Raw genomic sequence first — 12483 nt, forward strand, 5'->3', positions numbered from 1 at the left:
TTATTCATAATTGGCAATTGAAATGAATTAGAAATTTATTCGATTGCCAAAACCTGCTCTTATTATTTTTTTAGGTAGTATGTAATCGATTACACAAATATGGAAAGGAGAATGAACATGGCTGATAATGCTCAAATTGCAAAACAGGTCATTGAAGCAGCTGGCGGAGAAGGCAACGTTCGTTCCGTTGCTCACTGTGCCACCAGACTGAGAATTATGCTTCATGATAAGGAAAAGGCAGACATATCCTCTTTGGAACACATTGAGAAAGTGAAAGGTGCTTTTTACAATTCCGGACAGCTGCAAGTGATCTTTGGCACAGGAACAGTCAATCGAATGTATGAGGAAGTCATGAAACTTGATATTGAAGGCACATCTAAAGCGGAAATGAAAGAAGAAGCCAAAAATCAGGGCAACACCTTCCAACGATGGATCCGCACGTTTGGAGATGTATTTGTTCCTATCATCCCAGCTCTTGTAGCAACTGGGTTGTTCATGGGGCTCCGTGGGTTGGTTACTCAGCCATTGCTGTTAAGCTGGTTTGGCTTAACTCCGGATAGTCTGCCGGAGAATTTTATTTTGTACACGCAGGTGTTAACTGACACGGCCTTTATTTTCCTGCCGGCTTTAGTCGCGTGGTCAACCTTCCGGGTATTTGGGGGAAGCCCCATTCTCGGTATTGTATTAGGGTTAATGCTCGTATCACCAGCACTCCCTAACGCGTGGGATATCGGCGGTGGCGATGTAGAGCCTATTAAGTTCTTCGGCTTTATTCCGGTGCTCGGCTATCAAGGATCTGTGCTGCCGGCATTTATTACGGGGATCGTTGGTGCAAAGCTCGAGAAAAATCTTAGGAAACGTGTCCCGGAATATTTAGATCTGATCCTTACACCATTTCTTGTGTTGTTAATTATGATTACTTTAGCTTTGTTCATTATTGGACCTGTGTTTCACATTGTCGAGAACGGCATTTTTGCTGGAACCAAAGCGATTCTGGACTTACCTTTAGGTTTGAGTGGATTAATAATTGGATTCGCACACCAGATTATCGTTATTACAGGAGTGCATCACATCTTTAACTTATTAGAAATTCAGCTGCTTGATCGCGTCGGTACTAACGCTTTTAATCCGATCATAACAGCATCGATTGCCGCTCAAGGCGGAGCTGCTTTAGCCGTTGGGCTGAAAACGAAGTCAAAGCAATTAAAAGCTTTAGCTCTTCCGTCTTCCCTGTCAGCCTTTTTAGGAATTACAGAGCCTGCGATCTTTGGGGTGAACCTTCGTTATATGAAGCCGTTTATTATGGGATTGATTGGTGGGGCTGCCGGAGGATTCTTTGCTTCACTAAGTGGAATTGAAGCTACAGGGATGGCTATTACAGTAATTCCAGGAACATTACTCTATATCGGGGACCTCTATCAAGTGATCTTTTATATTTTAACGAACCTTATTGCTATAGGACTTGCGTTTGGTTTGACGTGGGCCTTTGGCTTCAATGATGATATGCTTAACAAAAACAAAGGGTAAATTAGTGCTGTAAAGCCGGATCTAGTTATTAGAGATCTGGCTTTATTCATGAAACACAGGGATGCTACTTTATGATACAATACCTTTGACATCAATCGGGAACGAGGTGCACGAATGTATAACGAACCTATATTTTTACAACCGGAATTTAAAGAACGTCTTTGGGGAGGCACGAAGCTGAAGGAAATCTTTCAATACTCCATACCTTCTGATCAAACAGGTGAAGCATGGTGTATTTCCGGACATGCCAACGGCCCCAGCCGGATCATCAACGGACCTTTAGAAGGGAAAACCCTTGCCGACGCTTGGCAGGAGCACCGGGAACTGTTTGCGAATGAGGAAGGAGAAGAGTTTCCGCTTCTTGTAAAGATTTTAGATTCTAAGAAGGATCTATCGGTTCAGGTTCATCCAAATGACGAGTATGCCAGGGAAGTCGAAGGAGAGAATTACGGGAAAACAGAATGCTGGTACGTTATTGATTGCGAAGAAAATGCAGAAATAATTTTCGGACATCATGCGAAAGATAAACAACAGCTGACTACCATGGTAAACGAAGGGCACTGGAATCAGCTTCTCCGCCGTGTAAAAGTTAAACCCGGAGACTTTTTTTACGTGCCGAGCGGCACCATTCATGCGATTGGCGAAGGAATACAAATCCTTGAAACCCAGCAGAGTTCTGATATTACATACCGTGTCTATGACTATGATCGTACGGACAATGATGGAAGGAATAGAGAGCTTCATCTTGAGCAATCTTTGGAAGTCACAGCTGTCCCGCATCAGGATCCTGAATTAAATCACCCGCATTCGATTGAAGCAGGGCTGAAGAAGGAAACATTAGTGGAAGAAAAGTATTTTTCCGTATATCACTTAGATCTTGACGGTAAAAGCCAGGCGTTAGCTCCTTCTCCTTATTTGCTGTTCAGCGTTCTTGAAGGTGAAGGCAGAGTCATCATCGATGAACAATCTTTTCCCTTTCACAAAGGAGATCATTTTATTATTCCAGCTACAATAAGCCAATTTATTTTAAAAGGGAAAGCATCTCTTATCACTTCCCGCTCAAATAATTAGGTTTAATCAAAGGTCTCCGCTTAGAAACGGAGACTTCTTTTTTTATGCCAATATCATCCAATAATAACAAAACGAGGTATTTATGAAACCAACATACGTTCACTATCTTAGCTTTATTTTATTGTTCACTCTAACAATCTGTCTCATTCCATTAAAATTCGTTGAAGCCGATCGTCTAACCATCAAGGATTACAGTACAATCCCTGATCATTTTTTGACGAAGCATCGTTTGCAGAACTCTACATTTCAAAACGGAGAGAATTGGCTGGGCAGAGACCAAATTCTTCATGCTTTGAAAGCACCTGCTGCCCCAATACTTTTCGCCTCGGCGTCGATGGAATCTCCTCTACCAGTGAAGCTCTCTGCTCCCAGTCGTTCAGCTGACAGGCCGCATAGAGAATATTCATTGAAGGTCAGAGGAATGGAAGTAGAAAATGGAAAAATTTTTAAAAAAGACGGAGAAATTTATGTTCCGGCTAGGTTGGTTATAGAACAAATGGGCGATTCTTTTCAAGAAAATATACTCGACCGAACTGTTGTTATCACAACGAAATCCGATCGCTGGGAACTAAGGAAAGAGGATGTTGTGGCCAATAAAGATGGAAAATGGGTTCCTTTGGTGCCGGCAGAAGAAAAAACAAAAACTCCGGCAAAAGTGCTTAGTCATGATGGCTCTGTTTTTCTTCCTCTAGCATTTGTGGAAAAAAGCTTAGATTACCCAGTTAAAAAGACGGAAGGACTCGATCGATTGGAAATCGCTATTGGAAAAGCTCCTGCCGCTGTTGAACCACTTGACGTCCCTTTAATCAATCAGATGGATGACCCTACGCTTTACAACGGTTGTGAAGTCACAAGTCTTGCCATGGTATTAAATTATTTTAATATCGATGTCACCAAGAATCAGCTGGCAGATAACTTACCTCGAGTCCCGCTCACCTACGCTAATGGTAAAAAGGGGAATCCTAACTTAGGGTTTGTAGGAAACTTAGAGACCGGACCAGGATTAACAGTTTACCATGGACCGATGTTTAAACTTGCGAAACAATACGTGGGTTCACAGGTAAAGGATTTAACAGGGAGTAAAGTTCAAGCCCTCTATGACCAATTGGCGGAAGGACGGCCGGTATGGATCATCATCAACACCCGATTCAAGCCAGTGAATAATTGGGAGTCGTGGGCTACTCCACAAGGTACGGTTCAGGTTACTTACAGCGTACACAGCGTTGTTTTGACAGGTTACTCAAAGAATCAAGTATTTATAAATAATCCTTATGGTCAAAAGAATCAGGCTGTTAATCGAAGCGATTTTGAAAAAGCCTGGGAACAAATGGGCAGTCAGGCCATTGTAGTCACCAAATAACTTTTGCGCTACCTCCTAAAACGGATAAAACGCTTTCATTTTGTTGACAAATGCTTCATAATAGAATAAAATACTGAAAATTCTGATTTAACAAAAGGGGTGGGCGCTATGTTAGTAAAAATGCTGAAACCGTATTATGTTAAAGAAGACGAACGTTTTATTCGAGTCGTGTTAGCCTACCAATATTTTTCAATAATTATTGATGAAGAGCTCTATCAGTTTGTTCCAATGGAATCAAGGGAAATTATCATTGACCGTGAACGGGAACGCGTTCACAATGTATTTGATATTTTTGTGTTTCAAAGAGGGAAAAATATGGTGTATGTATCAGTAACAGACCTCCTTCAGCTTCCTGACTTTTTAGCCCGGTTGAATTCGATCATCTCACCATTTATTAAGGATCATGAAGTGGTTACAGAAAGCGAAGAAACGAAAAATGTAATCAACGAATTGGAGAAAAATAATTTGAGGCGGTTAATTGATCAAGCTATAGATGAAAAAGATCAGATGGCTTTCACAAATTTAACCGATACTTGGAATCGAATATATTCTTAAAGTCATAAGGAAGGGTAGTTCTTTTTGAACCCCTTCCTTTATTTTTATTTTGAAATTACTTTTATACTATAATCGACAAACAATTACAATCTTTTTAAATGGCAAGTAATGATTTATCTTAATTTATTATAAAAAAGATGAAAAAAGTTAAAGACTTTCCATGAAAATGTATTATAATGGAAATAACATTAAAGGAAAAAAGACTAAGGGTATAGAGGGAATTGGGACTATACATAAACAGCTGTATCATAAAAAAGTCTCAAGTACGACCTCTAAGTCAGGGGAGGATGAACCATGAGAGCTTTAACTGACACGTTAACTTTAGATGAAGAGTGGATCGCCTTGTTGGAAGAAGCGAAAGAAATGGGTTTGAGTTTAGAAGAGGTGGAAGCTTTTATTAAGGATGCAGAACAAAAAGGCTGAGCGTGTAAAGCATCGCCTGCTGGAGCGGGAGATGTCTTTTTTTTGACTCGTTAACTATCTTATATTACAGGGGGGAGTTAATGGAATGTTGACACATGAATGGTATTATTTGCTGAGTGATTGTGCTGCTGGTTTCAATACTTCAGTTGCTGTTTACACAGATCAATTTAAAATAGTACGTCAATACCCTGCTCACCTTCAATCCCCGCCAAAAATTATCCGTGATTCTCTGATTGCTTGTATGGAAGAGGTGAAAGACCAGCCTGATCAACTTCACCTTTTTTCTAACATCCACTACCAGCATTTTTTTGTATATCCTCTTTTTTCAAGAAAGAACAACGGCCTGTTTATTGCTTTCGGTCCCGTACTTTTAGGTACTGTGGGCAGAAAGCAATTGGAGAAGGTGTTCATTCAGAACCAATGGGACGAACAGTATGAAGAAGCAGTTATGAGGTATTACCAGCAACTTCCAATTGTGTTAACGACACAAGTAAAGGCGATGGAAAAGCTGTTAAACGTAGTGCTTACCAGTATAAGGGATAATACGCTTGAAGAGAATGCGGGCCGAGATAGGTTTCAATCGTTGGAAAATCGACAGGATTTTCACCAATTATTTCTAGAGGGCAATGGGAAGGCGCTGGAAGCTTTTCAAATGGATGAACGTTTCTGCTCTATTATAAGTAATGATCCGGTGCGTACGGAAAAAAATAAAGTCATCGTCTTTATTGCTGAACTTTCTCAATTAACTGTAGAAGCGGGAGTACCTGAGGAACAGGTGATTTCGTTGGGGGATTTTTACACCAATTATTTAGAAAGCGAAGAACAGCTCTCAGTTATTAAGCAGCTGAAAACTGCAGTGATGAAATCCTTCCTTGAATGTGTCCGGGATTACCGGGAAAGCCGGTTGAAATCCCCAATTGTCGATCGAGCGCAACGGTACATCACACAGAATCTTACAGAACCAATAAGTCTGAGCAGTATTGCTGAAGAATTACAAGTTCATCCTAATTATTTATCTACTGTGTTTGCTAAAGAAATGGGAAATTCTATCTCACAATTTATTAATTACGAACGAATAAAAAAAGCAAAAGAATTATTAAGTATTACGAGCTATACTTTAATGGAAATTAGTATTTTACTAGGCTATAACAGCCAAAGTTATTTTACGAGAGTCTTTAAGAAAATCGTTGGGATCGGACCAAGAGAGTTCAGAAATTATTTTTATACCAGTAGCGAAAGTAGTTCTTAATAAAAAATAAACTTTACAAAAAATGGAGAAAAATTGAGTAATAATTAGAAAATCAGGGTAAACTGTTCTTAATAGAGTATATAATTGTTCATTTCGGGGGTTTTCTTATCTTTAGAAATGAACTATAATTTATCTATTATTTCGTTATTAAGAACGACAACGAAACAATAAAGGATGATATTGGAGGAGCAAAATCCATTAATAATTCTAAAACGTTATTAATAATTATAAGAAAGGGGCGTTCCCTATGAGCAGTATAGGTGAACAAATCCGCAGATTGAGACAGAATAAAAATTTGTCTGTCAATCAGCTGGCTAAAGATTCAAAGGTATCTAAATCTTATATCAGTAATATAGAACGTGGTGTGCAGAAAAACCCATCGCTCATCGTAATGAAAAAGCTTTCATCCACATTGGAGGTCCCTTTGGAAGAACTGCTTTCCTATAAGTATGATGAGGAATAAATACTTTGAGATTTCAAAAAGCCGTATTTAAAGGAGGAAAGATCATGAAGGGAAAAGTAGTTTTTACAAGACAAGCCGCCCAATCTAATGTACTTGGTCACCGGCCGCCTCCTTTAATTAAAGAAAAAGGCGTCGTTTGCAAATTGGATGAAGTGATTCATAAATATTCACAACTCCTGGTAAAAAATAAATGGCAGGTCTGGTACACAGAAGGGAAGAATTATTCCTTTGCCATGCATTCGCCGGAGGAGCGGAAATCTCCGCTATCCGCAGTTACAGGAGATGGTTCACCTCTTTCCTATTTACAAGCCGCCGTTTGTTACCACGAATTATCAAATTTCAAAGAAGATAGGGAAGAAGGTTGGGATCCCAACCGAATTGTAGATGATTACTACATTGTATTGATTGATTTACTAGGGGGCTGGCCATTTGAAAAGTGGGAACAGTCCCTTAACCCGATTTTCTTTTATGATTCTTTAAAACACCCGGTTGTCATCTTTTACACCCATCACCATGAAGGCGTCCAGACGGTTCATAAACACATTCACCGGTTTCAGCACGAAGGCTATGAGCTCAAATGGAATCAACGGGTATTTGCGATGTCTGAACATACCGTTACCGATAGAAAAAGACCCTATATGAATGAATAGGATAGAAGAGCAGATGAGTATCTGCTCTTCTATTTTTCTATTAAAATTTAAAGAATATCGTGAAATTATGTTAAAATAAGGGTACATAATAATAATAACTTTCAATGAGGAGTGATTAAATGGAGTGGCAGAAAGAATACGAACGCTGGAATGGTTTTCCAGAGTTAGATGCAAGCTTAAAGGAAGAGTTACGCTCGATCACTGATAAGGAGCAATCCTTAGAGGATGCGTTTTATAAAAACCTTGAATTTGGAACAGGTGGCATGCGTGGAAAACTCGGGCCTGGTACCAATCGCATGAATATTTATACCGTTCGCCGGGCTGCAGAAGGCATGGCTCGTTACATAGAAGAAAAAGGGCAGGAATGGAAGCCGAAAGGGGTAGTTCTTGCCTATGATTCCCGCTACATGTCTAAAGAATTTGCTGTTGAAACAGCGAGGGTGCTCGGCCGGCATGGCATTCAGGCTTACGTGTTCACTTCTCTTCGTCCTACTCCAGAATTATCATTTGCAGTCCGCTATTTAAATGCTGCAGGAGGTGTAGTGATTACAGCCAGTCACAACCCACCGGAATATAATGGGTTCAAGGTATACAATGAAGATGGGGGACAACTCCCTCCAGAACAAGCAAAAGTCATGATCGATTATGTAAATCAGGTGGATAATGAACTTGCCATCGAAGTTGCAGAGCAAGGTGAACTGGAATACTCCGGGCTGCTTAAATGGATTGATAAAGAAGTAGACCTGCCTTATATGGAAGCTTTAAAAAGCGTAAACGTTAATCCGGAGCTTACAAAAAATGCATCGGATTTAAATATCGTCTTTACCCCTCTGCACGGAACCGCCCGTACTTTGGTTGAAAACGGTTTAAAACAGATGGGGCTTTCGCATGTTCATATTGTAGAAGAACAAGCGGTGCCTGACCCTGAATTTTCTACGGTGGAATCACCTAATCCTGAAGAACACCAAGCGTTTGCGATGGCGATTGAACAAGGTAAACTCATCGGCGGGGATATATTGATCGGAACGGATCCCGATGCAGACCGCCTCGGCATCGCCGTACCTGATGAAAATGGAGAATTCCAGGTTCTAACTGGTAACCAGACCGGTGCGCTCATGTTAGATTACTTACTCTCAGAACGAAATGATATCCCTGAGAATGCTCTCTTAATTAAAACCATTGTCACTTCTGAGTTTGGAAGGGTGATCGCTGATTCTTACAACGTCGCTTCCTTAGATACGCTCACCGGCTTCAAATTTATTGGTGAAAAAATCAAGGAATATGAAGAAAGCGGAGAATACAGCTTTGTGTTTGGATATGAAGAAAGCTATGGTTATTTAATAAAGGATTTTGCCCGGGATAAAGATGCGGTGCAGGCAGCCATGCTTTCTGCAGAGATGGCGGCTTATTGGAAAACGAAAGGTATGACTTTACTTGACGCGCTGGATGAGTTATACCAACGTCATGGATATTTTCTTGAAGATTTGCAATCTCTAAAAATGGAAGGAAAATCCGGAGCTGAAAAAATCGAAGGCATTATGGATCACTTCCGCCATACAGAGTTTACAAAAGTTGGGGAGCTATCTGTCATTGCAGTCGAAGACTATACTACTGCAGCCCGCCATATGATCGAAAGTGATACAACAGAAACCATCGACCTTCCTAAAGCGAATGTGCTTAAGTTTATTTTGGAAGATAATTGCTGGTTCTGTCTGCGACCTTCAGGCACCGAACCGAAAATTAAGTTTTACTATGGGGTGAAATCTTCTACGAGAGAGGACAGTGAACATCGTTTAACCGCTATTAAGCAGGCCGTGAATGATATGCTGAACACGATCGTGTAATTACGGCTTGAATAAATGGGATTAAACAGTCTTAAAGCCTGCAGAGAGTTTTCTCTGCAGGCTTTTCTATTGTCGGGCTATGTAACCTCTTACAAAAATTTTTATTGAAAGGATAAACATTTCCTTTGTCCTTGTCGAAAATAAAACAAAGGGATACTGGATAATAAGTCTTAAAATGTAGATTTAAAAAAAGATATGTAGAACTAGTCACAAAAATGTAATATGATGTAATACAAGTGTAATTGTTAAAATAAGGAGGGCTGAAGCGAGGACGGTCGTGATGAGAGATTATGGTGTTTAATGAATAGAGGCATTACCTATGAAAGAGAGGAATAATTAATGAAAGCAAGAACAAAGATGAATCAAAGACTTCTTTTCAAACTAGCATTTCTTTTATTTTTTGCTGCTGGTTTGGGATCATTTAACGGCGGAGCTGAAGCTTCTGCTAACAATTCCTTTCGTTTTACTGAAGGTGAAACGAATCTGACACTTGCCGATAAGCTCCAAGTAAATATCGAAAATAACACAGACTCTAAAATTACGGTCCAGCGAAATGGTGAGACGCTTTATACCCATTCTGAAGCGTTAACGCCAATCGCTAACCTTTTCACTGTAGAGAAGGATAACCAAATGTATCTAATCGTCGCGTATCGTATGCAAGGAAGCAGTCAAGCCCTTTATTTTAATGTTCTCAAGGCAGATTCAAGCGACGTGAAGCAAATCTATCAATCTCCTACATATTCAAGAGCTAAGATCAACATAGAAGGGAATCAAATCCAAGTAAAAGAGCCGGTTTATGCGGACGGAGCAGTGAAATCTAGTCCTCAGTCCATTCAGAATGTTACCTTTGCAATGAATGGAGAAGATGTAAAAGTAAACAAAGAATCGCAGCCAGCTGAAAAGCATGCAATCACGACTCAGTCAAGCGGCGGCAGCGCTCCTATAAAAGTCAATGAAAAGTATTCCAACCCAAGCTACGCAGAAATCAGCCGTATTTTAACCGAGGAAGCGATTAAGGCAGACATTCCGCCGGAAGTCGTCAAGGCGATTGCTTTCCAGGAAAGCGGCTGGCAGCAATATTGGTCCAAAGGCAATACTCCCGTATCATGGTACACCAATCAGGATGGAACCTTGCATTGTGAAAATTGGGATGGGACCAATTTAAAACTAGGTTTTGACTGTATCGGAATTGGTATTATGCAAGTTTCTGATTACCGTTACTTACAGGATGGAGACGCAAAAGACGATTACGTGGAGCGTCTAAAAGAAGATATTCGTTTTAACATTAGAGAAGGATTAAAAATACTCGAACAAAAATGGAACTATTATAAAATCAGATCTTCTTCTTCAAATGACTTCCCCTACATTCCAACAATTAATAATAATGATCGGGACGTCATAGAAAACTGGTACTTTGCGGTTATGGCTTACAACGGGTTGCTCGACAGAAACAATCCTGTCACCAATGCGTTCAGCCCTATGGCTTACCAAGAGGATATTTTTGATAATATCCGGGATTACAGCCTGGTCAACGTGAGTCCATTTCCTACTCAAAAGCTGGAAAGGGTAAACAGCCGCCTGCTCAACTTCGGGTTGACGAATGTCCAGCTCAAAGGACCGCTTCATACGTCCAAACATGTATATCATAAAAATGACACGCTTTATGTGAATGTGAATGACTTGAATTTAAGAAAATCACCAGGTGGTACGATCGTTGGGAAATTAAATGCAGGAGACCGGGTAACCGTAACAGGTACGTTTACTGGTTCAAGCAGCAATACCTCCCAGTTTGTTTGGTATCCCGTGCGGACAACAAGCGGGAAAACTGGATATGTAGCAGGAAGCTATTTAAATAAAACAGACAAAGTTAATAGCTACGAACTTTCAGGAAATAGACGTTACGAAACGAGTGCTGCTATTTCGAATTATGGCTGGCATTGGAATAAGCCAAATGCCGTCGTATTAGGAAGAGGGGACCTTCCCATTGATTCACTTACTGGAAGTGTACTTGCTTCCCAAAATAGTGCGCCGCTCATGCTTACGGAAACCAATCAGCTCCCCGAAGAAGTTTCCAGAGAATTGAGCCGTATTGCTCCGCGAACTGTCTATCTATTAGGAGGTTCAAAAGGGGCAGTTTCAAAAGCGGTGGCAGACCGCGTGGGAGAATTACTTCCTTCTGCTACAGTGAAGCGAGTAGCGGGTACCAATCGTTACGAAACTTCCAAAGCGATTGCGGATGAGGTGGCAAATCACGCGAATGTAAACGAAATTTTCGTCACGACTGGTAATGAAGATTCACCGGACGCTCTTTCAATTGCGCCATATGCGGGTGAACACAATATTCCAATTCTTTTTACTGAATCAAATGAACTAAGCGAGGAAGTCAAGAGGTTCGTACAGAGTCATTCAATTTCGAAAGCCACTATTATTGGTGGTTACAACCCTGTTTCTTCTAAAGTGCAAAAGCAGCTTGACCAATTAGTCGGCAGTGTCGACCGTGTTTATGGAACGGACAGGTATAAAACAAGTATTGCAATTGCCAAAGAATACTATAAGCAGGATGAGTTGAATAACGTCTTTTTCGCTAGAGGCGATGAAACGGTGGACGCTTTGTCCGGCTCTTCTTTGGCGGCTGAGTACCATGCACCAATCCTGCTCACAAAAACAAACAGTCTGCCGAGCGTGACACGTTCCTTCTTGAATGAAGCACGTCTGCAGCCAACGCTTTATTATATGGGTGGAGAAAACGCGATTAACTATGCGACCAGAGATCAAATTGAACGATATGCAAATAAGTAACGTAGAAAGCTCCTGGCACTGTCCAGGAGCTTTCAGACTGTCGAGAAAGTTTCTCGGCAGTTTTTATTTGCTTTCACTTTTCACCGTTGCAGCTTCGCAGATTCAAAAGAACTGCATGGGCTGCGCTATTGCCGTTTTGCGAGGAGAGGAAAATGTTCGGGAACAGGAGTTATTGACCGCTGCCTGTCAGAATATGAAGAAGATTGCCCTCCATCTAGAGAAGTTCAGCTAGTTGGAGGAGAGTCTTTTTCGTAAATTTCTGTGCTTCAGTGGAGGCAACTATCACGAGACTTCCTGCGGAAAACGGACGATCCGATACCCCGCAGCGCGGTTTTCGCGAGGGAGCTCGGGCATTCGTCAGAGGAAAGCGAAGTGATATTTGCCCCCACGGGGCATAAAAAATAGCTTATAGAAAAAACATGGGGTACCTCTACAAGATGAAATCTCCAGGCACTGTCCTGGAGATTTTTTTACCTAATAAAAGGTTTTTAATAGTAAGATTTCTATGAAGAAATGATCGAATTGGATTCCTTCCTATTCCG

The 12483-nt window shown here is 40.8% G+C and carries 10 protein-coding genes and 1 pseudogene; all 11 read left to right on the top strand.

Annotated elements, in window-relative coordinates; all coding sequences use genetic code 11:
* Nucleotides 1-117: 117 nt before the first annotated feature.
* Complete coding sequence (locus tag MUN89_RS07015) at nucleotides 118-1527, top strand: sucrose-specific PTS transporter subunit IIBC (RefSeq protein ID WP_244712492.1); 1410 nt, start codon at nucleotides 118-120, stop codon at nucleotides 1525-1527.
* Nucleotides 1528-1641: 114 nt separating this feature from the next.
* Complete coding sequence (manA, locus tag MUN89_RS07020) at nucleotides 1642-2598, top strand: mannose-6-phosphate isomerase, class I (protein ID WP_244712494.1); 957 nt, start codon at nucleotides 1642-1644, stop codon at nucleotides 2596-2598.
* Between the two features lie 421 nt (nucleotides 2599-3019).
* Nucleotides 3020-3958 carry a C39 family peptidase gene (locus MUN89_RS22075; protein WP_396266101.1) on the top strand — a complete coding sequence of 313 codons (939 nt, stop codon included), beginning with the start codon at nucleotides 3020-3022 and terminating at the stop codon, nucleotides 3956-3958.
* Between the two features lie 108 nt (nucleotides 3959-4066).
* On the top strand, nucleotides 4067-4513 hold the full coding sequence (locus MUN89_RS07035) for an IDEAL domain-containing protein (protein WP_244712495.1): 447 nt from the start codon (nucleotides 4067-4069) through the stop codon (nucleotides 4511-4513).
* A gap of 294 nt (nucleotides 4514-4807) precedes the next feature.
* A complete protein-coding gene (locus tag MUN89_RS07040) occupies nucleotides 4808-4936 on the top strand; it encodes an anti-repressor SinI family protein (protein WP_244712497.1) in 129 nt (42 codons plus the stop codon).
* Nucleotides 4937-5021: 85 nt separating this feature from the next.
* Nucleotides 5022-6185, top strand: coding sequence for an AraC family transcriptional regulator (locus MUN89_RS07045; protein ID WP_244712499.1), 1164 nt, complete (start codon nucleotides 5022-5024; stop codon nucleotides 6183-6185).
* A 247-nt stretch (nucleotides 6186-6432) separates the two neighbouring features.
* Complete coding sequence (locus tag MUN89_RS07050) at nucleotides 6433-6648, top strand: helix-turn-helix domain-containing protein (protein ID WP_305852441.1); 216 nt, start codon at nucleotides 6433-6435, stop codon at nucleotides 6646-6648.
* A gap of 44 nt (nucleotides 6649-6692) precedes the next feature.
* On the top strand, nucleotides 6693-7298 hold the full coding sequence (locus tag MUN89_RS07055) for a hypothetical protein (protein ID WP_244712500.1): 606 nt from the start codon (nucleotides 6693-6695) through the stop codon (nucleotides 7296-7298).
* Between the two features lie 119 nt (nucleotides 7299-7417).
* On the top strand, nucleotides 7418-9142 hold the full coding sequence (locus tag MUN89_RS07060) for a phospho-sugar mutase (protein WP_244712501.1): 1725 nt from the start codon (nucleotides 7418-7420) through the stop codon (nucleotides 9140-9142).
* A 339-nt stretch (nucleotides 9143-9481) separates the two neighbouring features.
* Nucleotides 9482-11941, top strand: coding sequence for a cell wall-binding repeat-containing protein (locus tag MUN89_RS07065; RefSeq protein WP_244712502.1), 2460 nt, complete (start codon nucleotides 9482-9484; stop codon nucleotides 11939-11941).
* A 90-nt stretch (nucleotides 11942-12031) separates the two neighbouring features.
* Nucleotides 12032-12173 (top strand): annotated as a pseudogene (locus MUN89_RS07070) (transposase); the annotation flags it as partial.
* Between the last annotated feature and the right edge of the window lie 310 nt (nucleotides 12174-12483).

It is taken from the genome of Halobacillus salinarum (genome assembly GCF_022919095.1).
Classification (GTDB): Bacteria; Bacillota; Bacilli; order Bacillales; family Halobacillaceae; genus Halobacillus_B; species Halobacillus_B salinarum.

Coding starts and splice junctions, on each gene's coding strand:
- MUN89_RS07015 (WP_244712492.1), top strand. CDS start 118: ATGGCTGATAATGCTCAAATTGCAAAACAGGTCATTGAAGCAGCTGGC.
- manA (WP_244712494.1), top strand. CDS start 1,642: ATGTATAACGAACCTATATTTTTACAACCGGAATTTAAAGAACGTCTT.
- MUN89_RS22075 (WP_396266101.1), top strand. CDS start 3,020: ATGGAAGTAGAAAATGGAAAAATTTTTAAAAAAGACGGAGAAATTTAT.
- MUN89_RS07035 (WP_244712495.1), top strand. CDS start 4,067: ATGTTAGTAAAAATGCTGAAACCGTATTATGTTAAAGAAGACGAACGT.
- MUN89_RS07040 (WP_244712497.1), top strand. CDS start 4,808: ATGAGAGCTTTAACTGACACGTTAACTTTAGATGAAGAGTGGATCGCC.
- MUN89_RS07045 (WP_244712499.1), top strand. CDS start 5,022: ATGTTGACACATGAATGGTATTATTTGCTGAGTGATTGTGCTGCTGGT.
- MUN89_RS07050 (WP_305852441.1), top strand. CDS start 6,433: ATGAGCAGTATAGGTGAACAAATCCGCAGATTGAGACAGAATAAAAAT.
- MUN89_RS07055 (WP_244712500.1), top strand. CDS start 6,693: ATGAAGGGAAAAGTAGTTTTTACAAGACAAGCCGCCCAATCTAATGTA.
- MUN89_RS07060 (WP_244712501.1), top strand. CDS start 7,418: ATGGAGTGGCAGAAAGAATACGAACGCTGGAATGGTTTTCCAGAGTTA.
- MUN89_RS07065 (WP_244712502.1), top strand. CDS start 9,482: ATGAAAGCAAGAACAAAGATGAATCAAAGACTTCTTTTCAAACTAGCA.